21 protein-coding genes are annotated in these 26,429 nt (G+C 61.3%); 12 read left to right on the top strand and 9 right to left on the bottom strand.

All coding sequences use genetic code 11. From position 1 onward, the window contains the following. Nucleotides 1–37: 37 nt before the first annotated feature. The 3 genes from hisA to HBR94_RS10180 all read left to right on the top strand — a co-directional run bounded on the left by hisA (nucleotide 38) and on the right by HBR94_RS10180 (nucleotide 2,377). Nucleotides 38–775 (top strand): 1-(5-phosphoribosyl)-5-[(5-phosphoribosylamino)methylideneamino]imidazole-4-carboxamide isomerase, encoded by a 738-nt coding sequence (gene hisA / locus HBR94_RS10190; protein WP_038445290.1) that lies wholly within the window; start codon nucleotides 38–40, stop codon nucleotides 773–775. Nucleotides 776–784: 9 nt separating this feature from the next. Then, a complete protein-coding gene (gene hisF / locus HBR94_RS10185) occupies nucleotides 785–1,555 on the top strand; it encodes an imidazole glycerol phosphate synthase subunit HisF (protein WP_003171107.1) in 771 nt (256 codons plus the stop codon). 66 nt (nucleotides 1,556–1,621) lie between these two features. Beyond that, nucleotides 1,622–2,377, top strand: coding sequence for an ABC transporter substrate-binding protein (locus HBR94_RS10180; protein WP_057444609.1), 756 nt, complete (start codon nucleotides 1,622–1,624; stop codon nucleotides 2,375–2,377). A 3-nt stretch (nucleotides 2,378–2,380) separates the two neighbouring features. Here HBR94_RS10180 and HBR94_RS10175 read toward each other — a convergent pair whose 3' ends face one another. From HBR94_RS10175 to gpmI, 4 genes are all read right to left on the bottom strand, one after another. Beyond that, the gene (locus HBR94_RS10175; RefSeq protein WP_057958035.1) at nucleotides 2,381–3,154 is read right to left on the bottom strand and encodes a divergent polysaccharide deacetylase family protein; all 774 of its coding nucleotides are present in this window, start codon (nucleotides 3,152–3,154) and stop codon (nucleotides 2,381–2,383) included. A 1-nt stretch (nucleotide 3,155) separates the two neighbouring features. After that, nucleotides 3,156–4,463, bottom strand: a complete 1,308-nt coding sequence (locus HBR94_RS10170; RefSeq protein ID WP_057958036.1) for a S41 family peptidase — start codon at nucleotides 4,461–4,463, stop codon at nucleotides 3,156–3,158. A 29-nt stretch (nucleotides 4,464–4,492) separates the two neighbouring features. Then, nucleotides 4,493–5,779: a murein hydrolase activator EnvC gene (locus HBR94_RS10165; protein ID WP_169989249.1), complete on the bottom strand. Its 1,287-nt coding sequence runs from the start codon at nucleotides 5,777–5,779 to the stop codon at nucleotides 4,493–4,495. A gap of 258 nt (nucleotides 5,780–6,037) precedes the next feature. After that, entirely contained in the window at nucleotides 6,038–7,564 is a 1,527-nt protein-coding gene (gpmI, locus tag HBR94_RS10160; RefSeq protein ID WP_057958038.1) for a 2,3-bisphosphoglycerate-independent phosphoglycerate mutase, read from the bottom strand. Between the two features lie 151 nt (nucleotides 7,565–7,715). On the opposite strand from gpmI, the gene HBR94_RS10155 reads away from it, so the two are divergent. From HBR94_RS10155 to secB, 3 genes are read left to right on the top strand one after another with little or no spacing between them, the layout of a single operon-like run. Continuing rightward, on the top strand, nucleotides 7,716–8,129 hold the full coding sequence (locus HBR94_RS10155; RefSeq protein WP_029295907.1) for a rhodanese-like domain-containing protein: 414 nt from the start codon (nucleotides 7,716–7,718) through the stop codon (nucleotides 8,127–8,129). Between the two features lies 1 nt (nucleotide 8,130). Further along, nucleotides 8,131–8,385 (top strand): glutaredoxin 3, encoded by a 255-nt coding sequence (gene grxC / locus HBR94_RS10150; RefSeq protein ID WP_115127178.1) that lies wholly within the window; start codon nucleotides 8,131–8,133, stop codon nucleotides 8,383–8,385. A 44-nt stretch (nucleotides 8,386–8,429) separates the two neighbouring features. Continuing rightward, nucleotides 8,430–8,915, top strand: coding sequence for a protein-export chaperone SecB (gene secB, locus HBR94_RS10145; protein ID WP_057437139.1), 486 nt, complete (start codon nucleotides 8,430–8,432; stop codon nucleotides 8,913–8,915). A gap of 157 nt (nucleotides 8,916–9,072) precedes the next feature. Here the strand turns inward: secB and HBR94_RS10140 are convergent, their stop codons facing one another. Further along, a complete protein-coding gene (locus tag HBR94_RS10140; protein ID WP_057437141.1) occupies nucleotides 9,073–9,528 on the bottom strand; it encodes a tRNA (cytidine(34)-2'-O)-methyltransferase in 456 nt (151 codons plus the stop codon). On the opposite strand from HBR94_RS10140, the gene HBR94_RS10135 reads away from it, so the two are divergent. Next, nucleotides 9,527–9,967, top strand: coding sequence for a hypothetical protein (locus HBR94_RS10135; protein ID WP_057958040.1), 441 nt, complete (start codon nucleotides 9,527–9,529; stop codon nucleotides 9,965–9,967). The two genes, HBR94_RS10140 and HBR94_RS10135, sit on opposite strands and share 2 nt — an antisense overlap. Before the next feature lie 352 nt (nucleotides 9,968–10,319). Here the strand turns inward: HBR94_RS10135 and ntrC are convergent, their stop codons facing one another. The 3 genes from ntrC to glnA form a co-directional block, all read right to left on the bottom strand. Next, nucleotides 10,320–11,756, bottom strand: a complete 1,437-nt coding sequence (gene ntrC, locus HBR94_RS10130) for a nitrogen regulation protein NR(I) (RefSeq protein WP_057958041.1) — start codon at nucleotides 11,754–11,756, stop codon at nucleotides 10,320–10,322. Continuing rightward, nucleotides 11,753–12,838, bottom strand: coding sequence for a nitrogen regulation protein NR(II) (gene glnL / locus HBR94_RS10125; RefSeq protein ID WP_057437145.1), 1,086 nt, complete (start codon nucleotides 12,836–12,838; stop codon nucleotides 11,753–11,755). The genes ntrC and glnL overlap by 4 nt, the downstream gene beginning before the upstream one ends. A 463-nt stretch (nucleotides 12,839–13,301) precedes the next feature. Beyond that, a complete protein-coding gene (gene glnA / locus HBR94_RS10120; RefSeq protein ID WP_057958042.1) occupies nucleotides 13,302–14,708 on the bottom strand; it encodes a glutamate--ammonia ligase in 1,407 nt (468 codons plus the stop codon). Nucleotides 14,709–15,041: 333 nt separating this feature from the next. Between glnA and thiI the strand changes: the two genes are divergently transcribed. Next, nucleotides 15,042–16,496, top strand: a complete 1,455-nt coding sequence (gene thiI, locus HBR94_RS10115) for a tRNA uracil 4-sulfurtransferase ThiI (protein ID WP_057437149.1) — start codon at nucleotides 15,042–15,044, stop codon at nucleotides 16,494–16,496. Nucleotides 16,497–16,635: 139 nt separating this feature from the next. Next, on the top strand, nucleotides 16,636–18,456 hold the full coding sequence (gene typA, locus HBR94_RS10110) for a translational GTPase TypA (RefSeq protein ID WP_053140412.1): 1,821 nt from the start codon (nucleotides 16,636–16,638) through the stop codon (nucleotides 18,454–18,456). Nucleotides 18,457–18,652: 196 nt separating this feature from the next. Here the strand turns inward: typA and HBR94_RS10105 are convergent, their stop codons facing one another. Beyond that, nucleotides 18,653–19,087 carry a YkgJ family cysteine cluster protein gene (locus tag HBR94_RS10105; RefSeq protein ID WP_032862271.1) on the bottom strand — a complete coding sequence of 145 codons (435 nt, stop codon included), beginning with the start codon at nucleotides 19,085–19,087 and terminating at the stop codon, nucleotides 18,653–18,655. Between the two features lie 240 nt (nucleotides 19,088–19,327). On the opposite strand from HBR94_RS10105, the gene HBR94_RS10100 reads away from it, so the two are divergent. From HBR94_RS10100 to HBR94_RS10090, 3 genes are all read left to right on the top strand, one after another. Then, the gene (locus HBR94_RS10100) at nucleotides 19,328–21,778 is read left to right on the top strand and encodes a glycogen/starch/alpha-glucan phosphorylase (protein ID WP_115127180.1); all 2,451 of its coding nucleotides are present in this window, start codon (nucleotides 19,328–19,330) and stop codon (nucleotides 21,776–21,778) included. 156 nt (nucleotides 21,779–21,934) lie between these two features. Further along, nucleotides 21,935–25,006 carry a DUF2339 domain-containing protein gene (locus tag HBR94_RS10095; protein ID WP_170044676.1) on the top strand — a complete coding sequence of 1,024 codons (3,072 nt, stop codon included), beginning with the start codon at nucleotides 21,935–21,937 and terminating at the stop codon, nucleotides 25,004–25,006. Further along, nucleotides 25,006–26,343, top strand: coding sequence for a DUF3999 domain-containing protein (locus HBR94_RS10090; RefSeq protein ID WP_170044803.1), 1,338 nt, complete (start codon nucleotides 25,006–25,008; stop codon nucleotides 26,341–26,343). The genes HBR94_RS10095 and HBR94_RS10090 overlap by 1 nt, the downstream gene beginning before the upstream one ends. Nucleotides 26,344–26,429 lie beyond the last annotated feature (86 nt).

Genomic DNA, 26,429 nt, shown 5'->3' with positions numbered 1-26,429 from the left:
TTCCGAGCAATGCTGAATATCGAATAAGGTTTGCCAGATGCTGATTATTCCCGCTATCGATCTCAAGGACGGCGCTTGTGTACGTCTGCGCCAGGGCCGCATGGAAGATTCCACGGTGTTTTCCGATGACCCGGTGAGCATGGCTGCCAAGTGGGTGGAGGGCGGCTGCCGTCGCCTGCATCTGGTGGACTTGAACGGCGCCTTTGAAGGCCAGCCGGTCAATGGCGAAGTGGTGACGGCCATCGCCAAGCGCTACCCGAACCTGCCGATCCAGATCGGTGGCGGTATCCGCTCCCTGGAAACCATCGAGCACTACGTCAAGGCAGGCGTGAGCTACGTGATCATCGGCACCAAGGCGGTGAAAGACCCGGCCTTCGTCGCCGAAGCCTGCCGCGCGTTTCCGGGCAAGGTCATCGTGGGCCTGGACGCCAAGGATGGTTTCGTCGCTACAGACGGCTGGGCGCAAATCAGCACCGTGCAGGTGATCGACCTGGCCAAGCAGTTCGAGGCCGACGGTGTGTCCGCCATCGTTTATACCGACATCGCCAAAGACGGCATGATGCAGGGCTGCAACGTACCGTTTACCGCTGCGCTGGCGGCCGCCACCAAGATCCCGGTGATTGCTTCCGGCGGTATCCACAACCTGGGCGATATCAAGTCGCTGCTGGACGCCAAGGCGCCGGGGATCATCGGCGCCATCACCGGCCGGGCGATCTACGAAGGCACCCTGGACGTCGCCGAAGCCCAGGCTTACTGCGATGCCTACAAAGGCTGAGGACTGACCATGGCGCTGGCCAAACGCATCATCCCTTGCCTGGACGTCGACAACGGTCGGGTGGTCAAGGGCGTCAAGTTCGAGAACATCCGTGACGCCGGCGACCCGGTGGAAATCGCCCGTCGCTACGACGAGCAGGGTGCCGACGAGATTACCTTTCTCGACATCACCGCCAGCGTCGACGGCCGCGATACCACGCTGCATACCGTCGAGCGCATGGCCAGCCAGGTGTTTATCCCGCTGACCGTGGGCGGTGGCGTACGCACCGTGCAGGATATTCGTAACCTGCTTAACGCGGGTGCGGACAAGGTCTCGATCAACACGGCCGCGGTGTTCAACCCGGAGTTTGTCGGCGAAGCGGCGCAGCACTTCGGTTCGCAATGCATCGTCGTCGCCATCGACGCCAAGAAAGTCTCCGGCCCGGGTGAAACCCCGCGCTGGGAGATCTTCACCCACGGCGGGCGCAAGCCGACCGGCCTGGATGCGGTGGAGTGGGCGATGAAGATGGAAGGCCTGGGCGCCGGTGAAATCCTGCTGACCAGCATGGACCAGGACGGCATGAAAAACGGCTTTGACCTGGGCGTGACCCGTGCCATCAGTGACGCACTGGGCATTCCAGTGATTGCGTCCGGTGGTGTGGGCAACCTGCAACACCTGGCCGACGGCGTTATCGAAGGCCACGCCAGCGCGGTGCTGGCGGCGAGTATTTTCCACTTTGGCGAATACACCGTGCCTGAGGCAAAGGCCTACATGGCAGCACGCGGAATCGTCGTCCGCTAAACGTCACTGGACACCATGACAGGCTCGCGGCACTCTGGGGCCTGCCATGGATTCCGGTACCCCTACATGCTCAAAGACCTGCTGCTTGCCCTCGCCAGTTCTTCCATTCTGTTGGCGGGCTCGGCCAATGCCGCTGAGCCGTCTGGCACTTCTCTGGTGCTGCTGACGGAAAACTTTCCGCCCTACAACATGGCGAAAAACGGCAAGAACTTCGCCAAGGACGAGAACATTGAAGGCATCGCGGTGGACATTGTCCGCGAGACTTTCAAGCAGGCTGGCATTTCCTACAACCTCACGCTGCGCTTCCCTTGGGAGCGGATCTATAAACTCGCCCTGGAAAAGCCAGGCTACGGCGTGTTTGTCATGGCGCGCCTGCCGGACCGCGAAGCGCTGTTCAAGTGGGTCGGCCCCATCGGCCCGGATGACTGGGTGCTGCTGGCCAAGGCTGACAGCAAGATCCAGCTGACCGACCTTGAGCACGCCCGTAGCTACAAGATTGGTGCCTACAAAGGCGATGCCATTGCCCAGACCCTGGAAAAGCGCGGGCTCAAGCCGATCATCGTGCTGCGCGATCAGGACAATGCGCAAAAGCTGATGGAGGGGCAGATTGACCTCTGGGCCACCGGCGACCCGGCCGGGCGCTATCTGGCGCGCCAGGTGGGGGTTTCCGGGCTCAAGACGGTGCTGCGCTTCAATAGCGCCCAGTTGTACCTGGCGCTGAACAAGGAGGTGCCGGATGAGGTGGTGGCCAAGCTGCAGGCGGCGCTGGACCAGCTACGCAAGGAAGGTGTGGTGGATCAGATCATGGCGCGCTATCTGTAGGTTTCAGCGGTAAACCCCATCCTTGCCGTGCCCAGCCATCGCTCGATTGCTGCGCACACTGATCATCAGCTTGATATCAATCCACTCGATACCCTGGGCCTTGAGCTTGGGCAGTTCGCGCTCCAGCACCGCCAGGGTCTGTGGATAAGGATGGCCGATCATCACCGCCGAGCCCTGTTTGTGGGCCAGCTTGATAGCCGTCTGCAACTGCGTGGCGATGGCCGCTTCGGTACGCTCGTCATCCAGAAATACATCCCGTGAGACGTGGGCCAGGTTGATTTTCTGAGCCTCGGCGGCCGCCACGGTCTTGGCGCTGGTACGGCTGTCGACGAAAAACTTGTGCCGACGCTGCAGCTCGCCCATCAACCACGCCATGGCGCCAGGCTCGGCCGTCATGCGGCTGCCCATGTGGTTGTTGATGCCGGCGGTGTAGGGCACGGCCTTGAACGCTGCATCCAGGCGCTTGCCCAGTTCTTCGATGGGCAGCTCGGGGTGCCAGGCGAAGGGGCCGGTGGCCGGGTCCATGGGCATGTGCAGAATCACGATCTTGCCGGCGCGGTGGGCTTCGCGGGCGACTTCAGCAGCGTGGGGCGTGTCGGGCATGATTGCCGCCGTCACCGGGCCGGGCAGGGCCAGCACACGACGATCCCTGGGCAGGTTTTGCCCAAGGTCGTCGATGATAAGCGTGAGGTAGGCTTTGTGGGGCTTGTCGGCCGGCGTCGCTTGGGCGACTCCGGCCAGGCTGCACAACATTGCAAGGATTAGCGCAAAACGCATATCAACGGCTGCGCGTAATGCTCAAGCCCTTGAGCAGGCTCAGCGCCTGGGCCAGTTGGTAATCGTCGTCCTGTGGCATCGGCTTGGCTTTCGGGCCGCTGCCGGTTGGCTGGTCGGCGCCGCCGTTGCCATTGCCCAGGTGACCTTGCAGGTCGGCTTCCTTGAAGTACTCGTTGTCGCTTTCGTTGGTGATCTTGGCCCGACGCACCTCGATATCCGGCACGATGCCCTGGGCCTGGATCGAGCGACCATTAGGCGTGTAGTACAACGCCGTGGTGATCTTCAGCGCCCGCTCGTTGTTCAGCGGCAGCACGGTTTGCACCGAGCCCTTGCCGAAGCTGGTGGTGCCCATCAGTACGCCGCGTTTCTGGTCTTGCAGGGCGCCGGCGACGATTTCCGAGGCCGAGGCGCTGCCGCCGTTGATCAGCACGGCCAGGGGGACGTTTTCGCTGAGGTCCTTGCCAGTGGCCGAGAAGCGCAGCTCGGAGTTGGCAATGCGGCCCTTGGTGTACACGATCAAGCCTTTGGTGATGAAGTGGTCGACCACTTCCACCGCCGATTGCAGCACGCCGCCGGGGTTGTTGCGCAGGTCCAGGACGATGCCGTTGAGCTTCTTGCCGTTGTCCTTGCGCAGCTTGGCCAGGGCCTTGGCCACTTCGTCGCCGGTCTTGACCTGGAACTGGGTGATGCGGATGTAGCCGTAGCCCGACTCCAGCAACTGGCTCTTCACGCTCTTGACCACGATGGTGGCGCGGGTCAGGGTCACGTCAAACGGGCTGCCGCCGTCGCGCACCAGGGTCAGGGTGATTTTCTGGCCGACCTTGCCGCGCATCTTGTCGACGGCTTCGGTCATGGTCTGGCCACGGGTCGGCTGGCCGTTGATCTTGACGATCAGGTCGCCGGCCTGGATGCCGGCCTTGGACGCCGGGGTGTCGTCGATTGGCGACACCACCTTGATGATGCCGTCCTCGGCGCCGACTTCGATGCCCAGGCCGCCGAATTCGCCGCTGGTGCTTTCCTGCAGCTCGGCGAAATCTTCCGGGCCCAGGTAGGCAGAATGCGGGTCGAGGTTGCTGAGCATGCCTTTGATGGCGTTTTCCAGCAGGGTCTTGTCGTCCACGGGTTCGACATAGGCGGCCTTGATCCGGTCCATGACCTCGGCAAAGGTGCGCAATTCGTCCAGCGGCAGCGGTGCCTTGGTGGTCGCGGCCATGGCAGACGGTGCGGTCTGGTCGGCGAATGCCATAGGCGCGCCGATCACCAGGGCGATCGTCAGGGCCAGCGAAGTGAGGCGGGACAAATGCAGCATGTCGAACGAACTCCTAATGTAGGTGCGGCCTATCCTTGGGCGCGACACCATTGTGCAGGGTCGCTCGGGCGGCCCTGCTGACGAATAGCAAAGTACAGCGCCGGGGTGTCCTGGCCACCACTGTTACCGACAGTGGAGATGGATTCACCGGCTTTTACAACATCACCTGCGGCCTTGAGTAACGTCTGATTGTGGCCGTACAGGCTCAAATAGCCATTGCCGTGGTCAAGAATCACCAGCAACCCGGCGCCGCGCAGCCAATCGGCGAACACCACGCGCCCGCCGTGGACGGCGTGCACCTGGCTGCCCGCAGAGGCGCTGATCATCACGCCGTCCCACTTGGTACGGGTGTCATCGCCACGTGTTTCACCAAAGCGTGCCAGTAGTCGACCATCAACTGGCCATGGAAGTTTGCCTCGGGCAGTAGCAAAAGGCCCGCCAAACGATTCGCCGGCACTGGAAACCAGCGGGCCGGGTGCTGCACGCGCCGGTTTACGCGGGGCGTCGCTGGCGAGCGCCTCGGCTTCACGCTGGCGCTTTTTTTCTGCTTCCTGCTGGGCGATCAGCGCTTTCTGCCGCGCTTCTTCGGCCTCGCGGGCCTGGCGTGCCAGGGTTTCCTCGATGGTTTTGAGTACTTTGGCCAGGTCGGCCTGGTCCTGCTGACGCGCCTGCAACTTGGCATCACGGGCTTTTACGTCGCTGTTGAGCTTGGCCAGGGCCTGCTGGCGCTCCTTGCGCACTTTGTCCAGTTCGTCGCGCTGGGTGTCCAGGCTGCTCTTCTGGGCCAGCAGTTGGCTTTGCTGGTCAGCGATTTCCTGCTCGACGTTGGCCAACTGGCGCAGGGTCTCGTTGAAACTCTTGAGTTGCTCCAGGCGCGCGGTGCTCAGGTAGTCGTAGTAGGTCAGGGTGCGGGCGAATTTTTCCGGGTTCTGCTGGTTGAGCAGCAGCTTGAGGTATTCCTGGCGGCCGTTCTGGTAGGCGGCACGGGCCTGGATCGCGATCAGGCGTTGCTGTTCAACGCGCGCGCTCTGGAGTTTTTTTTTCTCACCGTCGAGTCGCTCCAGTTCCGACTCGCTCTTCTTTAATTCTTTTTGCAGCTCCTGGACCTGCTTCTCCAGCTTGCCCATTTCGGTTTCCGTGCCGCGCAGGTCTTTCTGCACCCCGGATTTTTCTTCCTGGAGCTTGCCGAGCAGCTTTTTCAGCTCGGTAATGTCCTGACGCGTAGCGTCCAACTGTTGTTGGGTTTGCGCACGTTCGTCGGCCAAGGCCGGTTGGAGCACGCAGACAAGAGCAAGGGTAATCAAGGCGCGAAGCATAGAGGCGGGCGACACCAGGGAAAGGGACGGCCTAGTATGCCCGCCCCACGCTGCAAAAAAAACGCCCAATTCAGGCTGGCGGGCAAGTTAGGTGCCGAGTGGCGGGGGTGTGGCTAAAAGCCACCTTCAAAAACGCCACTTACCCATGTGGGAGCGGGCTTGCCCGCGATTGCGCTGTGTCAGCCATAGCAATGTCGGCTGATCCGTCGCTATCGCGGGCAAGCCCGCTCCCACATTGTTTGGTGGTGGGTTTTAAAATCAGACCAGAATCGAGGTGCCGGTCATCTCGGCAGGTTTCTCCAGGCCCATCAGCATGAGCATGGTTGGTGCCACGTCCGCCAGCACGCCGCCTTCGCGCACCTTGAAGTCGCGTTTGCCGACATAAATGAACGGCACTGGCTCGGTGGTGTGGGCTGTGTGGGCCTGGCCGGTGGATTCGTCGGACATCTGCTCGCAGTTGCCGTGGTCAGCGGTGATCAGCGCTTCGCCGCCGACCTTCTCCAGGGCCTCGACGATCCGGCCTACGCACAGGTCCAGGCATTCCACAGCCTTGATTGCCGCTTGCAGGTTGCCGCTGTGGCCGACCATGTCGCCGTTGGCGTAGTTGACCACGATCACGTCATAACGCTGGTGTTCGATGGCGTCGACAATTTTATCGGTAACTTGCGGCGCGCTCATTTCCGGCTGCAGGTCGTAGGTGGCGACTTTCGGCGACGGGATCAGGATGCGCTCTTCGCCGGGGAACGGTTCTTCGCGGCCACCGGAGAAAAAGAACGTGACGTGGGCGTATTTCTCGGTCTCAGCGATGCGCAGCTGGGTCTTGCCGTTCTTCGCCAGGTAATCACCCAGCACGTTTTCCAGGCTGCCCGGGGCGAAGGCCGACGGGGCCGGGATGTTGGCGGCGTATTGGGTGAGCATCACGAATTCGACCTGCGGGCGGCGCGCGCGCTCGAAGTCTTTGAAACCCTCATCGACGAACACATGGCTCAACTCGCGGGCACGGTCGGCGCGGAAGTTCATGAACACCACGGCGTCGCCATCTTCGACCTTCACCGGCTCGCCGATGGTGGTGGCCTTGACGAACTCATCGCTCTCGCCACGGGCGTAGGCGGCTTCCAGGCCTTGCTGGGCGGTAGCAGCGTTGAATTCGGCGTTGCCGTCGACGATCAGGTTGTAGGCCTGGGACACGCGGTCCCAGCGGTTGTCGCGGTCCATGGCGAAGTAGCGGCCGACCAGGCTGGCGATACGGCCCTTGCCGAGGGCGGCGAAGGTCGCGTCCAGCAGTTCGATGGACGATTGCGCGCTTTTGGGCGGGGTATCGCGGCCATCGAGGAAGGCGTGCAGGTAGATCTTCTCGGCACCGCGCTTAAAGGCCAGTTCGGCCATGGCCACCAGATGATCCTGGTGGCTGTGTACGCCACCGTCGGACAGCAGGCCCATGAAGTGCACGGCCTTGCCGGCGGCAACGGCTTTATCCACCGCGGCGCAGATGGTCGGGTTCTCGAAGAACTCGCCATCGCGGATGGCTTTGGTCACACGGGTGAAGTCCTGATATACCACTCGTCCGGCGCCCAGGTTCATATGGCCGACTTCGGAGTTGCCCATCTGGCCGTCCGGCAGGCCGACGTCCATGCCCGATCCGGAGATCAGGCCATTGGGTACGCTGGCGCACAGGCGGTCCAGTACCGGCTTGTTCGCCGCGAATACGGCGTTGTCGTGGGGGTTTTCACTGTGACCGAAGCCATCGAGAATCATCAGGACCAAAGGTTTAGGCGTGGTAGTCATAGATCCTCTCGCGGCGTTATTAAAGGAAGGCGATTGAAAAGGGAGTGGCAGTTTAAAGCGAAGTTCCGATGCCGTCACCGCTTTACGGGGGTTGGCCCCCCATGGCGGCTGTGTATACTTACCGCCATTTTAACGCCCTGGAACCTCCTTGATGGTTGATCACCTGATTGCATTTGCTACCTCTCACTATCTGCTGGTCGGTGCCTTCGTCGTACTGCTGGCGCTGCTGATTGCTCATGAAGTGAGCCGTGGCGGCCGTAGCCTCAGCACCGCCGAGCTGACCGCGCTGGTCAACAAGGACCAGGCCGTTGTCGTCGACATCCGCCCGGCCAAGGACTTTGCCGCCGGTCATATCGTCGGCGCGCTGAATATTCCCCAGGACAAGCTGATCGCCCGCATCGCCGAGCTGGAAAAGCACAAGGCCAAGACCATTATCCTGGTCGACGCCCAAGGCCAGCACTCCGGTGGCCATGCCCGCGAAATGATGAAAAGCGGCTTCACCGCCGCCAAGCTGTCGGGTGGTATCTCCAGCTGGCGCGCCGATAACCTGCCGTTGGTGAAGTGATATGAGCCAGGTTGTCGTTTATTCCAGCGATTATTGCCCCTATTGCATGCGAGCCAAGCAGTTGCTCCAGAGCAAAAAGGTTGCCTTCGAAGAGATCAAGGTCGATGGCAAGCCTGCGGTGCGTGCCGAGATGGCCCAGAAGGCGGGGCGCACCTCTGTGCCGCAAATCTGGATCGGTACCCAGCATATCGGTGGATGCGACGACCTGTTCGCCCTGGAGCGCGCCGGTAAACTCGACGCGCTGCTTCACGTCTGACTCCAAAAACCTAAAAGACCCCAAGATCAAGAAGGATCTGCGAGATGACTGACCAACCGAACATCGAAGCGGCAGCAGAAGAGGCTCAAGGCCCACAATTTTCCCTGCAGCGTATCTACGTGCGTGACCTGTCGTTCGAAGCGCCGAAAAGCCCGGCGATCTTCCGTCAGGAATGGACCCCAAGCGTCGGCCTGGACCTGAACACCCGTCAGAAGCAGCTCGAAGGCGACTTCCACGAAGTGGTACTGACCCTGTCGGTCACCGTGAAGAACGGTGAAGAAGTGGCATTCATCGCTGAAGTCCAGCAGGCCGGTATCTTCCTGATCCAGGGCCTGGACGATGCGTCCATGAGCCACACCCTGGGCGCGTTCTGCCCGAACATCCTGTTCCCGTATGCCCGCGAGACCCTGGACAGCCTGGTCACCCGTGGCTCGTTCCCGGCCCTGATGCTGGCCCCGGTGAACTTCGATGCCCTGTATGCGCAAGAGCTGCAGCGCATGCAACAGGAAGGCGCACCGACGGTTCAGTAAGCTGAACCCGACGCTGCTCTAAATGTGGGAGCGGGCGTGTGTGGGGGCTGGCTTGCCAGCGATAGCATCACCTCTGTGTCACTGACACACCGAGGTGCCTGCATCGCGGGCAAGCCCGGCTCCCACACACGCCCGCTCCCACATTTGGTTTTGGGGGTTATTTGAACCCGAGCTGGCGCCAGCCTTCATAGACGGCGACGGCCACGGTGTTGGACAGGTTCAGGCTGCGGCAGCCTTCGCGCATCGGCAGGCGCAGGCGCTGGCCGTCGGGCAGGGCGTCGAGTACGTCTGCCGGCAGGCCACGGCTCTCTGGGCCGAACAGGAAGGCGTCCCCTTCGGCAAAGCTGGCATCATGAAACGGCCGCGAGCCCTTGGTGGTGAACGCAAACAGGCGCGGCTGGCCCAGGCTCTCCAGGCAACTGGCGAGGTCGGCGTGGCGCTGCAGGGTGGCGTACTCGTGATAGTCCAGGCCCGCGCGGCGCAGGCGCTTGTCGTCCATCTCGAAGCCCAGCGGCTCGATCAAATGCAGGTGGCAGCCACTGTTGGCGCACAGCCTGATAACGTTGCCGGTATTCGGCGGAATTTCTGGTTGAAAAAGGATGACGTGAAACATGCACGGCTCCGAAGATAAAGATGCAGCGCATTCTACCCCTGAAGACGACCCCAGGCCGAAGCTATTGCCTCGCGTCCTGGGCTCGCTGGCGATTGTCGGCCTGATGGTGGGTTTGATGATCGGTCGCCTGACCACCCCGGACCCGACTGCCTTGCTGCAGGTCGAGCCCGCCGCAGATGGCCTGGTGGTGTGGTTCAACAGCGAGCCGAAGCTGCATGGCGAGCATATCGACGGCACCGTGGCGCTGCTGTTCGACGCCCAGGGCCAGGCCCAGGCGGGGCAATTGAAGGTCAATGACAAGGATGTGAACTGGCGCGTGCGCAAGACCGATGCTGGCTTGCTGCTGAACCTGGTGGCGGCGCGGCCGCTGCGGGGGGAATGGTCGGGCAAGGCGGTCGATGACCGCTGGCGACTGGAGATCCATCTCCTGGAGCAATAAAAGAGGGAGTTCCCGGCCTGCCTGTACCAGGGCTCCCAAAACGGTTTGACGCTCGAATTAAAGAGGGGATTCTCGGCCTGCCTGTACCAAGGTCCCCGAAACTGGGTAGTACCAGGGTTATTGCAGGGGGCGTGCCAGAGTGGCGAGATTGTCTGAGAGTTTTCTTTTATAAAGCGCAAAGCCCCGGATTACGGGGCTTTGGTGTTTTCGGGGCTCAGGACTTATTTAAAAGTGGCCTGGGTTTTGTGCGCGATACCGGTTCATGGTGCGTTGAAGCGGTGCACACCAAACAAATGTGGGAGCAGGCAAGCCAGCTCCCACATTAGGTCATTCATGTGCTGGAGGGCTGTACTCAGCCCTCTTCGCCCTCATCATCATCCCCACCATCGACCTTCATCCCCAATTCCTTGATCTTGCGGGTCAAGGTATTGCGGCCCCAGCCCAGCAGCACTGCGGCATCACGACGCCGGCCTGCGGTGTGCTTGAGGGCGGTTTCGATCATGATCCGCTCAAAGGTCGGCACGGCGCTGTCCAGCAGGCTTGACTGGCCACGGGCCAGGGCCTGGTCGGCCCATTGGCGCAGGGCCTGTTCCCAGTTGGTCACCGGTGCTGAATCTTGCGGCAGGCTCAACAGCTCCGGTGGCAGGTCGCTGATATGCACTTCGCGCCCGGACGCCATCACCGTGATCCAGCGGCAAGTGTTCTCCAGTTGGCGCACGTTGCCCGGCCATGGCAGGTTCTTCAGGTATTCCTCGGTCTCCGTCTTCAGCAGCTTGGGCTCCACCGCCAGCTCCTGGGCGGCGCGGCTGAGGAAGTGGCGGGCCAGGGTCGGGATATCTTCGCGGCGGTCCGACATGCGTGGGATATGGATGCGGATCACGTTCAGGCGGTGGAACAAGTCCTCGCGAAACTTACCGGCGTGCACCAGGGTTTCCAGGTTCTGGTGGGTCGCGGCGATGATGCGCACGTCGACCTTGACCGGCGTATGGCCGCCGACACGGTAGAACTCACCGTCGGCCAGTACCCGCAACAGCCGGGTCTGGGTGTCGGCCGGCATGTCGCCGATTTCATCGAGGAACAGCGTGCCGCCGTCCGCCTGTTCAAAACGCCCGCGACGCAGGTTGGCCGCGCCGGTAAACGCGCCTTTTTCGTGGCCGAACAGCTCGGACTCCATCAAGTCCTTGGGGATCGCCGCCATGTTCAGTGCGATGAACGGCGAGGCCGCCCGTGGGCTGTGACGGTGCAGGGCATGGGCCACCAGCTCTTTACCGGTCCCGGACTCACCGTTGATCAACACGGTGATGTTGGAGTGGCTCAGGCGCCCGATGGCGCGAAACACTTCCTGCATCGCCGGTGCTTCACCGATGATCTCCGGGGTGCGGGTCAGGGTCGGTACCACGGCCTGGCCTTGCTGTTCCTGGGCGTGCTGGTTGGCGCGCTTGACCAGCGCAACCGCCTCATCGACATCGAACGGCTTGGGCAGGTACTCGAAGGCGCCGCCCTGGTAGGACGCGACAGCGCTGTCCAGATCCGAGTGCGCGGTCATGATGATCACCGGCAAACGCGGGTGCTGCTCGCGAATCCGCGCCAGCAAGTCCAGGCCACTGGCGCCGGGCATGCGGATATCGGAGATGATCACGTCGGGCTGCTGGCGCGCCAGGCGGCTCATCACTCCATCGGCGCTGTCGAAGCTCTGGGTGGTCATGCCTTCCTGTTGCAAGGCTTTCTCCAGGACCCAGCGGATGGAACGGTCGTCATCGACGATCCAGACAGTTTCACTACGGCTCATGTCGATGGGGCTCCTTGTTCCAGTGGCAGAAAGATCGAAAAGGTCGTGTGGCCGGGATGGCTTTCACATTCGATCAGGCCCTGGTGCTGGCTGATGATGTTCTGGGTAATGGCCAGGCCCAGCCCGGTACCGTCCGGGCGGCCGCTGACCATTGGGAAGAAAATGGTTTCCTGCAGTTCGGCCGGGATACCCGGGCCGTTGTCGATGATCTCGACCTTGGTTACCAGGCGATGGCGCACATGGCCGATGGTGAACTGGCGCAAGGCGCGGGTGCGCAGGCTGATGCGCCCCAGGCGCAGCTCGTTCTGGCTGCTGATGGCTTGCATGGCGTTGCGCACGATATTGAGCACCGCCTGGATCATCTGCTCGCGGTCGATCAGGACATCGGGAATGCTCGGGTCATAGTCGCGCACCAGGGTGATGCAGCCCTGGCTTTCGGCCTCCACCAACTGGCAGACGCGCTCCAGCACCTCATGGATATTGGTCATTGCCAGCGACGGCAGCTTGTTGGAGCCGAGCATGCGGTCCACCAGATTACGCAGGCGGTCGGCTTCTTCGATGATGACGTTGGTGTAGTCCTTGAGGTTCTCATCCGGCAGCTCGCGGGCCAGCAACTGTGCGGCGCCGCGAATCCCGCCCAACGGGTTCTTGATCTCATGGGCCAGGCCGCGCACCAGCATCTTGCTGGTTTCCTGCTTGGACAGCTGGGCTTCTTCCTTGGTGATGCGCAGCAGGCGATCCCGGGGATGCACTTCCAGCAGCAGCAAGGTGGCGCCGTGGCTCAGGATCGGCGTTACCGCGTAGTCGACGGTCAGGGTCTGGCCGGTGAGGGCCGTGAGCATCGCTTCACGCTTGGTAAACGGGTGGGCCTGCTCCACGGCCTGGCGCAAGGAACTCAAGGCCTCGGCGGACTCGGTGAACAGCTCGCTGATAAATTGCCCATGGCTGCGCTGACCGCTGATGGCCAGGAGCATCTCCGCCGCGGGGTTCATGTACTCAAGGCGCAGTTCGTCATTGAGCAGAATGGTCGCGGTGGTCAGGTTGTCGAGTAGCAAGCGGTGCAGTGCGTCGCTGATGGTCATTAGGACCTCTTTTGGAGCAAGGCGTGGGCTTGAGGCACACGCTGATACCAGGAAAATGCAAAAACCAAACCAAGGCTCCGAAAAGAAGCGTAAAAGCCCTGAAATGGGGGCTTTAGGCGCGAAACTATGGCGCTCGGCCAGCTCTCTCGGGAGATTTCGACCCAAAATGGGTTGATGGGTGGGCCAGGGTGCAACCTATCGCACCAATATAGTGCGAATTCCCACATTCTGTTCAGCGATCAAATATTTCCTGAAAAACCCCAGTCAAACTGTAGGAGCTGGCTTGCCTGCGATAGCGGTGGTTCAGTCAGTCGTGATGTGACAGATACACCGCTATCGCAGGCAAGCCAGCTCCCACAGTTCTGATGGGGTTTGCAAAGGTGGATAGTCATTGTTTCAGGCAAAAAAAAGACCTCCCGAAGGAGGTCTTTTTTGTCACGCCACGTTAAGCAGCGCTACCGGATCAGCAGCTGTAGTACAGCTCGTATTCCAGTGGGTGTACGAAGGTGCGGACCTTGATTTCTTCTTCGCTTTTCAGGGCGATGTAGGCGTCGATAAAGTCGTCGCTGAACACGCCGCCTTTGGTCAGGAACGCACGGCCCTTGTCCAGCTCTTCCAGGGCTTCTTTCAGGCTGCCGCACACTTGTGGGATCTCTTTGGCCTCTTCAGGCGGCAGGTCGTACAAGTTCTTGTCGGCGGCGTCGCCTGGGTGGATCTTGTTCTGGATGCCGTCCAGGCCAGCCATCAGCAGTGCAGCAAAGCCCAGGTATGGGTTGGCTGCTGGATCCGGGAAGCGTGCTTCGATACGGCGAGCGCGAGGGCTGGACACGTAAGGAATACGGATCGACGCGGAACGGTTGCGAGCCGAGTAGGCCAGCATTACCGGTGCTTCGAAACCTGGGACCAGACGCTTGTAGGAGTTGGTCGACGGGTTGGTGAAACCGTTCAGGGCTTTACCGTGCTTGATGATACCGCCGATGAAGTACAGGGCAGTGTCGGACAGGCCGGCATAACCTTCGCCAGCGAAGGTGTTCTTGCCATCTTTGGCGATGGACAGGTGAACGTGCATACCCGAACCGTTATCGCCGTACAGTGGCTTAGGCATGAAGGTAGCGGTACGGCCGTAGGCAACGGCAGTGTTGTGTACGCAGTACTTCAGGGTCTGGACTTCGTCAGCCTTGGCCACCAGGGTGTTGAACTTCACACCGATTTCGTTCTGGCCGGCAGTGGCCACTTCGTGGTGGTGCACTTCGATGACCAGGCCCATGTCTTCCATGGCGTTGCACATGGAGGTACGGATTTCGTGGTCGTGGTCGAACGGCGGAACTGGGAAGTAACCACCTTTGATGCCTGGACGGTGGCCATGGTTGCCGCCTTCCACGTCCTGGTCGGACATCCACGAACCTTGTTCGGAGTAGATCTTGAACATCGAGCCGGAGATGTCGGACTTGAACTTCACTTGGTCGAAGATGAAGAATTCTGGTTCCGGGCCCACGAATACGGTGTCACCGATACCGGTGGACTTCAGGTATTCCTCGGCACGCTTGGCGATCGCACGTGGGTCGCGGTCGTAGCCTTGCATGGTCGAAGGCTCGATCACGTCGCAGACGATGATCAGGGTCGGCTCTTCGGTGAACGGATCGAGTACGGCGGTGGAGTCGTCCGGCATCAGGATCATGTCGGAGGCTTCGATGCCTTTCCAGCCAGCAATGGAGGAGCCGTCGAACATTTTGCCTTCTTCGAAGAAGGCGTCATCCAGCGCATCGCGAGCCGGCATGGTCACGTGGTGCTGAGTGCCTTTTGTGTCCGTGAAGCGCAGATCAATCCATTTAACGTCATGATCTTTGATGAGTTGAACCGACTTCGACATAGTGTCCTCCGGGTGGCTTCGGGCTTGGGTAGTGGAGTAGCCCTTAGAATGTGGGTGATGCCGGCGCGGATAGTCCGCCATGGCAACCTGCCTCACAAGAGAGCAAATTGCATGCCAGTGCCCCGACATGGGTTTTTTGCCTCAAAATCGCCCCTATAAAGGTGCAAATCGAAAAAACGGCAAAAATTGCGCACTGCAATGTAGCGCAATTGCCCGTAAATGCACCTGTTTGGTGCGTTGTGTGCCGTTTGTATATTAACTGGTTAAACCTTGAGCGATTTCCGCTATAATCCGCGCCCCCCTTTTTCGGCTGGCCCTGCGCGCGCTGTTTCCATGAAATTAATCGTTAAAGTCTTCCCCGAAATCACCATCAAGAGCCGACCGGTACGGATGCGTTTCATCCGTCAATTGGCCAAGAATATCCGCGCCGTGCTCCGTGACCTGGACCCGGCTGTGGTGGTGAACGGTGTGTGGGACAATCTCGAGCTGGAAACCCGCATTACTGACGCCAAAGCCTTGAAAGACATGACCGAGCGCCTGAGCTGCATGCCGGGCATCGCGCACTTCCTGCAGGTCGACGAGTACCCGCTGGGCGATTTCGACGACATCACTGAAAAATGCAAACTGCACTTCGGCAACAGCCTTGAAGGCAAGATTTTTTCAGTGCGTTGCAAGCGTGCCGGCAAGCACCCGTTCAGCTCCATGGATGTCGAGAAATACGTCGGCAGCAAGCTGCGTCGCGAGTGCGGCGCCGCTGGAATTTCGCTTAAAGAGCCGCAAATCGAAGTGCGCATCGAAATTCGCGACCAACGGTTGTTTGTGATCCACAGCCAGCACAACAGCATCGGCGGCTACCCGCTGGGCGCGCTGGAGCAGACCCTGGTACTGATGTCCGGCGGTTTCGACTCTACAGTGGCGGCCTACCAGATCATGCGCCGCGGCCTGATGAGCCACTTCTGCTTCTTTAACCTGGGCGGGCGTGCACACGAATTGGGCGTGATGGAAGTCGCGCACTATATCTGGAAGAAGTACGGCAGCTCCCAGCGCGTGCTGTTTGTCAGCGTACCGTTCGAGGAAGTCCTGGGAGAAATTCTCGGAAAAGTCGATAACGGTCATATGGGCGTCGTATTGAAGCGTATGATGTTGCGCGCAGCGTCGAAAATCGCCGACCGCCTGCAAATCGAAGCGCTGGTTACCGGCGAGGCGATTTCCCAGGTCTCCAGCCAGACCCTGCCGAACCTGTCCGTGATCGACTGTGTGACCGACAAGCTGGTATTGCGCCCGCTGATCGCCAGCCACAAGCAAGACATCATCGACCTGGCCAACGAAATCGGCACCGCTGATTTCGCCAAGCACATGCCAGAGTACTGCGGGGTCATCTCGGTGAACCCCAAGACCCATGCCAAGCGCTACCGCGTGGAGCATGAAGAGAAAGAATTCGACATGGCGATTCTGGAGCGAGCGCTCGAGAACGCCAAACTGGTGCCGATTGATCGGGTAATCGATGAATTGGGCCAGGATGTGCAGATCGAAGAAGTCAGCGAAGCCCTGGCCGGCCAGATCGTCATCGACATCCGTCACCCGGATGCCGCTGAAGATGAGCCACTGGAAATCGCTGGCATCGACGTGCAAACGCTGCCGTTCTATGCACTGAACGCGCGTTTCAAGGAACTGGATAACAGCCGTCAGTACCTGCTGTATTGCGACAAAGGCGTGATGAGTCGCCTGCATGCCCACCATTTGCTCAGTGAGGGATATGCCAATGTGCGCGTTTATCGACCGAGCTAAGAGCCCGGGGCTGTTTGCCTGTGGCCTGCGTCACCGGCCCCCCGACTCTGCCGTCAAGCTGTAACGGCAAGGCCTGACTCTACTGTTAATCGCTGCCACGACCTGTCAGCACACCGAATCCTCTGATCGAGATACACAAGTGATCGAAAATCTACGTAACATCGCCATCATTGCCCACGTTGACCATGGTAAAACCACCCTGGTAGACAAACTCCTGCGTCAATCCGGCACCCTGGAGCGCAACGAGCTCAACGACGAGCGCGTGATGGACTCCAACGACCAGGAAAAAGAGCGCGGTATTACCATCCTGGCAAAAAACACCGCTATCAACTGGAACGGCTACCACATCAACATCGTGGACACCCCGGGCCACGCCGACTTCGGCGGCGAAGTAGAACGCGTAATGTCGATGGTTGACTCCGTTCTGCTGCTGGTTGATGCCCAAGACGGCCCTATGCCGCAAACCCGTTTCGTGACCAAGAAGGCTTTCGAAGCCGGCCTGCGTCCGATCGTGTGCATCAACAAGGTTGACCGTCCAGGCGCGCGTCCGGACTGGGTTCTGGACCAGATCTTCGACCTGTTCGACAACCTGGGTGCTACCGAAGAACAACTTGATTTCCAAGTGATCTACGCCTCTGCCCTGAACGGTATTGCCGGTCTGGAACACACCGCCATGGCGGAAGACATGACCCCGCTGTACCAGGCGATCGTTGACCACGTTCCACCTCCGAAGGTTGACCGTGAAGGCCCGTTCCAGATGCAAATCTCGGCACTGGACTACAACAGCTTCCTGGGTGTTATCGGCGTTGGCCGTATCGCTCGTGGTAGCGTCAAGCCGAACACCCCGGTTGTGGCTATCGGCGCCGACGGCAAGAAGCGTAACGGTCGTATCCTGAAGCTGATGGGTCACCACGGTCTGCACCGTATCGACGTTGAAGAAGCTTTCGCTGGCGACATCGTGTGCGTAAGCGGTATGGACTCGCTGTTCATCTCCGACACCCTGTGCCAGCCGGACACTGTCGAGGCGATGAAGCCTCTGACCGTTGACGAGCCAACCGTTTCCATGACCTTCCAGGTAAACGACTCGCCTTTCTGCGGTAAAGAAGGCAAGTTCGTGACTTCCCGTAACATCAAGGAACGTCTGGACAAAGAGCTGCTGTACAACGTTGCACTGCGCGTTGAAGAAGGCGACTCGGCTGACAAGTTCAAGGTTTCCGGCCGTGGTGAGCTGCACCTCTCGGTACTGATCGAAACCATGCGTCGCGAAGGCTTCGAAATGGGCGTTGGTCGTCCTGAAGTGATCATCCGTACCGTTGACGGCGTGAAGCAGGAACCGTTCGAAAACGTCACCATCGACACCCCTGAAGAATCCCAGGGCAAGGTCATGGAAGAGATGGGCCTGCGTAAGGGCGACCTGACCAACATGGTGCCGGATGGCAAAGGCCGTGTGCGTCTGGAATACAACATCCCTGCTCGTGGTCTGATCGGTTTCCGTAACCAGTTCCTGACCCTGACCAACGGTGCTGGCATCCTGACCTCGATCTTCGATCGCTACGACACCATGAAGTCCGGCGACATGTCCGGCCGTCAGAACGGTGTTCTGGTATCGGTAGAAACCGGCAAGGCGCTGACCTACTCCCTGGAAACCCTCCAGGCGCGTGGCAAGCTGTTCGTTGAACACGGTCAAGAGATCTACAACGGCCAGATCGTTGGTCTGAACAGCCGTGACAACGACATGGGCGTCAACCCAACCAAAGGCAAGAAGCTCGACAACATGCGTGCTTCGGGTAAAGACGAAACCATCGCCCTGGTTCCACCTGTTCGCTTCACCCTGGAACAGGCTCTGGAATTCATCCAGGACGACGAGCTGTGCGAAGTAACGCCGAAGTCCATCCGTCTTCGTAAGAAGATCCTGGACGAAGGCGAGCGTACCCGCGCTGCCAAAAAGGCCAAGAACTGATACTTAGTTCCAGCTGAAAAAAAACGCCCCCGGTCGAAAGGCCGGGGGCGTTTTTTTATGCCTGCAGATTGTGTGGTGTCTGGCCTGTGATCGTTCCCACGCTCTGCAGCCTTGGACGCTCTGCGTTTGCCCTTGGCAGCGGGGCGCAGAGCGCCCCAGGAGGCATTCCCACGCGGAGCGTGGGAACGATCATCGGTTAGAACTTGTCGAGCGTACGCAACTTGGTTTCGCGCACCACTTCCTTGGGCTTGTACGCGCAATACCCCGGCCGTGGCCCGATTTTCGGGTGATTGCGGCAGGTATCCGGGCGCTTGTCATAAATAGTGCAGAAGCGCGTCTTACGATCCAGGTACAGGCAATCGTTGTTGCTCATGCGCTGCAGGGTAAAGATCTCGGACTTGGAGTTGAACCGCTCGACGATGCCTTCCTTCTGCAAGCGCTTGGCGATGTTCTTCGGCGGGTCACCACGCTCGAACTCGTCGACGATACCAATGCGGATCAAATCCTTGATCTTCACCTCAACCGGCAGGGTGCAGCAGTTGGATGTGCAGCCGCCGCACATGTGGCTGGAGTATTTCTGCCACGTTTCGAGACGGTCGAGTTCCGCGGCGGCGATCAGTTGAGGCTTCATCAGGTTTCCAAGAGGGGCTTTGTCCGGGCGCGCGATGATACCGGGATTGGTGATTTTTTGAACAATATTTTGCGGGTTTCGGCTCAAAGGCCGGTCCGACGTGCAAACGGGCACGGCCCCTGCATCTAAAACCGGTATGCGTGAATGAGTGAAAAAACTGCCGAACCGTCAGCCATGCCATGGGTCAGACCGTCTAGGCTCTAGGATTTCCCTTCTTCTATCTCGCCCGAGGTTGCACCGATGTCTCAGGAACCGCTTGCACGAGAAGCAGAGGTAGCCGCGTTTCGCGATGCTGTCTTGACCAAACTCACTTATGCGGTGGGCAAGGACCCCGATCACGCCTTCGACCACGACTGGTTCGAAGCCATTGCCCTGGCGGCGCGCGACCATATGGTCGAGCACTGGATGGACCACACCCGGCGTATCTACCGCAGCGGGCAGAAGCGGGTGTATTACCTGTCCCTGGAGTTCCTGATCGGCCGTCTGCTGTTTGACAGCCTGAGCAACCTCGGCCTGTGGGAGGTGGCGCGCGAAGCTGTCGGCGAGTTGGGTGTGGACCTGGAGCGCATTCGCCTGCTGGAGCCCGATGCGGCCCTGGGCAACGGTGGCCTGGGGCGCCTGGCCGCGTGCTTTATGGAAAGCATGTCGACCCTGGGCATTGCCGGCCATGGTTATGGCATTCGCTACGAGCACGGGCTGTTTCGCCAGGCGATTGTCGATGGCTGGCAGCAGGAACAGACCGAGCGCTGGCTGGATTTCGGCAACCCCTGGGAGTTCGAGCGCGCCGAGGTGATCTACCCGATCGGTTTTGGCGGCAGTGTCGAGACCGTGCTGGATGCGTCCGGCAAGTCGATCCAGGTCTGGTCGCCCAATGAAACCGTGCGCGCGGTGGCCTACGACACCCCGGTGGTCGGCTGGCGCGGTGCCAGTGTGAACACCTTGCGCCTGTGGCGCGCGCGGGCCGTGGAAGACCTGCACCTGGAGCGTTTCAATGCCGGCGACCATTTGGGCGCCGTCGCCGAAGTGGCCCGTGCCGAAAGCATCTCCAGGGTGCTTTACCCGGCCGACAGCACCGAAGCGGGGCAGGAGCTGCGCCTGCGCCAGGAATACTTCTTCGTCTCGGCCTCCCTGCAAGACCTGCTGCGGCGCCACAAAAACATGCACGGCTCGGTCCTGAGCCTGGGCGAGCACGCGGCCATCCAGCTCAACGATACCCACCCGTCCATCGCCGTGGCCGAGTTGATGCGCCAGTTGGTCGACTTGCACGATATTGCCTGGGAGGCGGCCTGGCAGGTCACGGTGGAGACACTGTCCTACACCAACCACACCCTGCTCCCCGAAGCCCTGGAGACCTGGCCGGTGGGCCTGATGGAACGCATGCTGCCCCGGCACATGCAGATCATCTACCTGATCAACGCCCAGCACATTGACTCGCTGCGGGCCAAGGGCATCCACGATTTCGATGTGCTGCGCGCCGTTTCGCTGATCGAAGAGGACAACGGCCGGCGTGTGCGCATGGGCAACCTGGCGTTCCTTGGCTCCCATAGCGTCAACGGTGTCTCGGGGCTGCACACGCAGTTGATGCGCAGCACGGTGTTCTCCGAACTGCACAAGCTCTACCCCGAGCGTATCAACAACAAGACCAACGGCATTACCTTCCGCCGCTGGCTGTTTCAGGCCAACCCCAAGCTCACCGCGATGCTGGTGGAAGCCCTGGGCCCGGATATTCTCGACAATATGGAACAGCGCCTGGTGGAGCTGGAAACCTTTGCCGAGAAACAGGCATTTCGCAAAGCCTTTGCCGAGCAACGCCTGCACAGCAAGCGCGTGCTGGCCGATATCATCCATGAACGCCTGGGGATCGCGGTCAACCCGGCGGCGATGTTCGACGTGCAGGTCAAACGCATCCACGAGTACAAGCGCCAGTTGCTGAATCTGTTGCACACCGTCGCCCTGTACCAGGCGATTCGTGCCGAGCCCGAGGTGGACTGGGTGCCGCGGGTGAAGATCTTCGCCGGCAAGGCAGCGGCCAGTTATCACCAGGCCAAGCTGATCATCAAGTTGACCAACGACATCGCCCGTACGGTGAACAACGACCCGACCGTGCGTGGTTTGCTCAAGGTGGTATTCCTGCCTAACTACAACGTCAGCCTCGCGGAAAACATCATCCCGGCCGCTGACCTGTCGGAGCAGATATCCACCGCCGGCTTCGAGGCCTCGGGCACCAGCAATATGAAGTTCGGCCTCAATGGTGCATTGACCATCGGCACCATGGACGGCGCCAACGTGGAGATGCACGAGCGCATCGGCGGCGAGCATATGTTTATCTTCGGCCTGAGTGCCGAACAGGTGGAAGCGCGTAAACAGGCCGGTGAATTCAGCGCCGCTCCCGAAATCGCCGCCTCCCATCGCCTGAACGATGTGCTGCAGGCGATTCGTGGCGGGGTGTTCTCGCCGGATGATCCGGGGCGCTATGTGGGGCTGATTGATTCGTTGATCGACTACGACCGCTTCCTGGTGTGCGCCGATTTTGATTCCTACTGGGACGCCCAGGCACGGGTCGAAGCCCATTGGCATGACTCCAAGGAATGGTGGCGTTCGGCGGTGCTCAACACCGCGCGTACCGGGTGGTTCTCGTCGGACCGCACCATCCGGGAATATGCGACCGAGATCTGGAAAGCCCTGGACTAAACGCCGCAGGAGCAAAATGTGGGAGCGGGCTTGCCCGCGATAGCGGTACGTCAGTTAGCAAATAGTTGACTGATGCACCGCTATCGCGAGCAAGCCCGCTCCCACATGGGTTATGCGTCTATATACTGGGTCTCGGTTTGCTTAGGGATTTGGACCATGCAATGGATGTTCATGCTGATTGGCCTGGTGCTCGGCTGGGCGCTGGATGAATCGTTCAGTGATGCAGGCTTCGGTGCACTGCTGGGTTTGGGGATTGGCCAGGCCATTCGCCTGTCGCACCTCGGTAGTGCCCTGAAGGCGCTGGAGCAACGCCTCGCGCTGCTGGAAAAGCCGCCTCAGGTTGAACCGTCCATGGCCGAACCCGCGCCCGCCCCAGAGCTGGTCTGGGAGTTGCCCGCCGAACTGCAATCCACCCCGGCTCCCGAACCGAGCCCGCCGCTGCCGGACGATCTGTGGAAACCGGCCGCCGTTGCCCGCGAAGCTGAACCCGAAATCCCCCGTAGCCCCACCCTGATCGAACGTGCCATCGGCGCCGCGCGCAACTGGCTGCTGGGCGGCAATACCGTGCTGCGGGTCGGCGTGGTGCTGTTGTTCCTCGGCCTGGCATTTTTGCTGCGCTATGCCACCGAAGGCATGGTGGTGCCCATCGAGCTGCGCTACGCCGGTGTCGCTGCCTGTGCCCTGGGCTTGCTGGGCCTGGGGTGGTGGCTGCGCCTGCGCCGGGGCAGTTATGCGCTGATCCTGCAAGGCGCGGGCATCGCCGTGTTGTACCTGACGGTGTTCGCCGCCATGCGCCTGCACCCATTGCTCGATCCGAGCGCGGCACTGGGCCTGTTGGTGGCGGTGACGGTGTTTTCGGCGATCCTGGCGATTACCCAGGACGCCATCGGCCTGGCCTGCGCCGCCGCGCTCGGCGGGTTTGCCGCGCCAATCCTCGCGTCCACCGGCGAGGGCAACCATGTGGCGTTGTTCAGCTACTTCGCCCTGCTCAACGCCGGGATCCTCGCCATCGCCTGGTTCAAGGCCTGGCGCTTGCTCAATGTGATTGGCTTTGCCGGCACCTTCGGTATCGGGTTTGCCTGGGGTATTCGCTCTTACACACCGGAACTGCTGTGGAGTACCGAGCCGTTCCTGATTCTGTTTTTCCTGATGTACCTGGCCATCGGCTTGCTGTTTGCGCGCCGCAAACTCCTGGAAACGGCCGACGCCCCGGCCGATGACAGCCGTGCCGCGCTGCTGCGCTGGTCGGCGGCCAAGGGCGATTATGTGGATGGCGGCCTGTTGTTCGGCCCGCCGCTTGTGGCATTTGGCTTGCAGTTCACCCTGGTGCAGCACCTGGCCTTCGCCCCGGCCTTCAGTGCGTTGGCATTGGGCATCATCTATATGGTCCTGGCGCGGGTGCTTAGCGGTGGGCGCACCGTGTTGCTGGCAGAAACCTGCCTGGCCCTGGGTGTGATCTTCGCCAGCCTGGCGATCCCGCTGGGCCTGGACGCGCGCTGGACCGCGGCGGCCTGGGCGGTGGAAGGCGCCGGCATCCTTTGGCTCGGTCTGCGTCAGCAACGCTCGTTGGCGCGGGCGTTTGGCCTGCTGTTGCAGTTGGGCTCGGCGCTGGCGTTTCTCAGTGAACTGGACGTGGGCGAACACACGCTGCTGGACGGCGCGGCGCTGGGCGCCTTGTTGCTCGGCGTAGCGTTGCTGTTCAGCTTCCAGCAACTGCGCACGGCCGCGCTGGAGCAGACCTCGAAGTGGGAGCGCCAGGGCTTTCCGGTCCTGGCCGGCCTTGGCCTGGGCTTTGTGTACCTGCTGGCGCCGTTGCTGGTGGCCGAGCAGGGCACCGCGATCAGCTGGGCGCTGGCGGGACTGGTGACGGTGTTTGTCGGCGTATCTATCGCTTCGCGCACCTTCCTGTTCTGCGCGCTCGGCGTGCAGGTGCTGGCGGGGGCTTTGGTTACGCTGACATCCTGGGGCGGCGAAGAACTGCCGGCGTTCCGGCATATCGGTTTCTGGGCGCCGATGCTGGTCGGGTTGGCCGCATTTGTCGGCGCCTGGCGCTTGCGGGGCAGTGATCAACGACTCAAGTTGCCCCATGTATCCAACGGCCTGCTGGCCTGGGGCGCGGCGTGGTGGGTATTGGCGCTGAACCACGAAGTGCTGCGTTTCACCCCGCCAGAGCTGCAAGCCACCTTCCTGTTGGCGGCGGCAGCGGCCAGTGCAGCGCTGTGGACGTTGTTGGCGTTGCGCTTGCGCTGGGCCGCGCTGGGCACCCTCTGCCTGTTACTGATGCCGGCGGTGGCGCTGGTGGTATTGGTGTCGTTGCATCGCTATTACCACCCGGCGGCCGAATGGGGCTGGTTGGCCTGGCTTGCGGTGTTCGCCGTGCATTTCATCGCGCTGCGTTATTTGGCCGACCTGGCGGCGGCAAAAGCCTTGAGCGTCGCCCACGTGCTGGGATGCTGGATGCTGATCGGCATGCTGGCCCTGGAATTGCGCTACGGCCTGTTGGTGCTTTCGGTGCAATACAACGCCTGGCGCTGGCTGGGCTGGGCGATTTTCCCAAGCCTGTACCTGATAGCCATTGCTGCGCCGCGCCAGTGGCCGTGGCCGCTATCGGCTTACCCACGCGAATATCGCCTGCTGGCCGCGCTGCCGTTGGCCGCGCTGATGCTGGTGTGGTTCTGGTTGGCGAATATGTTCAGCGACGGCACGGCCAGGCCATTGCCGTATGTGCCGTTGCTCAACCCCTTGGATCTTGGCCTGCTGTTTGCGTTGCTGGGCGTGTACCTGTGGGCGCGCAGCGCGGCGCCGCAACTGGGCGGCCGCACCCCGTGGATTGCCCAGGGCGTTGCCGGGGTCTCGCTGTTTGCCTTCTTCACTGCACTGGTGATGCGCGCGGCGCACCATTGGGGCGGCGTGCCGTTTGATCTGGATGCGTTGCTTGACTCGATGCTGGTGCAGGCCGGGCTGTCGATTGTCTGGACCCTGATTGCCCTGGGCCTGATGATCGGCGGGCACCTGCGCAATCGCCGGGAAGTGTGGCTGGTCGGCGCGGTGCTGATCGGCGTGGTGGTCGCCAAGTTGTTCCTCGTCGAGTTGAGCAACCGTGGCGGGCTGGAGCGGATCGTGTCGTTTATCGGCGTGGGCGGGCTGTTGCTGGTGGTGGGCTATTTCGCTCCGTTGCCGCCCAAACGCAGCGAACCTGAGATTCAAACCCAAGGAGCGTCCTCTTGATCGGCAAACTGAGCATTGCACTGGTGGGCCTGTGCGCCGCGTTATCGGCGTCGGCCGCAGAAGGCCCCGCAGACTTCACCGCCCAAGTGCCGCTGACGGTCAGCGGCGAAGGCCCCTGGTATCGCCTGGAGTTGCCGCTGGCGGTGCAATTGAGCGCCCGTCAGGCCGATCTCAGTGACCTGCGGGTGTTCAACGCGGCGGGCGAGCCCCAGGCATATGCATTAGTGCGGCAGTCGCCCGCAAGCGCAAACAACTTGGCCCGGCTGAAGGGCTTCCCGCTGTATGCCGCCGACAACGCCAGCGACAGTGTGCCCAGCGTGCGCGTGCAATCCAGCGCCACGGGCACCCTGGTGCAGGTGCAGCCGTCCAGCGAGGCGCCGGCCGGCGCGCAGGTGCGACGCGGCTGGCTGCTGGATGCCAGTGCAATCAAGGCGCCGTTGCAAAAGCTGATCCTCGATTGGGCTGCCGAGCATGATGGCTTCCAGCGTTTCAGTATCGAAGCCAGTGACGATTTGCAGCACTGGCGCTCCTGGGGCGACGGGCAGGTGGCGCGCCTGGCATTTGCCGACGAACGGGTGGAGCAGCGTGAAGTCGCCTTGCCAGGGCAGCCAGCGCGCTACCTGCGCCTGCTATGGCAAGGCCAGGCCGCGCCCGAGTTGACCTCCATTGAAGTGCAGAGCACCAGCAGCCTGCCGTTGTCGCTGGTGTGGTCCGAGCCATTGGCCGGCAGCACCCTGGAGCCTGGGCAGTACAGCTGGCAGTTGCCTGGCGTGTTAAGCATCGAGCGGGTGCGCGTTGAGTTGCGCCAGCCCAACAGCCTGGCGCCGGTGGGTCTGCAAGGGCGGCAGGACAGCAAGCAGGCATGGCAGCCATTGAGCCGTGGTTTGCTCTATCGGTTGACGCAGGGCGGGCAAGAAGTCACCCAGGATCAATTGCAGTTGCCGGGTTACCCGGTACGGCAACTCAAGCTGGACGTAGACGAGCGGGGCGGAGGCCTGGGGGCGCAGGCGCCGGCGTTGAGTTTTGCCGTGCGTGCCACGCAAGTGGTGTTCCTGGCGCGGGGCGAACCGCCGTTTACCCTGGCGCTGGGCAACCCGTCGGCCAAGGCTGCGAACCTGCCGTTGACGACCCTGATTCCCGACTACCAACCCCAGCGCCTCGCGGCTCTGGGCCAGGCTCGGGTCGATGGCGAATGGCACACCAACCCGCCAGCCGCGCCAAATGTCGCAGGTATCAACTGGCAGACAATCGGCCTGTGGGCCGTATTGCTGCTGGGCGTAGCGGCACTTGGGGCGATGGCCTACAACCTGTTGCGCAAGCCGCCTACCAGGCCCTGAGCCGGGGCCTACATGAACTCTGTCAGGGTTATCTCGTCTGATAGGAGGAAATGCGCCCCGACTCGCGCTAAACTGCGCGGGTTTTT

This window comes from Pseudomonas sp. WS 5412, assembly GCF_012985615.1.
GTDB classification, from domain to species: domain Bacteria; phylum Pseudomonadota; class Gammaproteobacteria; order Pseudomonadales; family Pseudomonadaceae; genus Aquipseudomonas; species Aquipseudomonas shahriarae.
The sequence above is the reverse complement of the archived record's forward strand: the minus strand, read 5'-3'. Positions and strand labels throughout refer to the sequence as shown.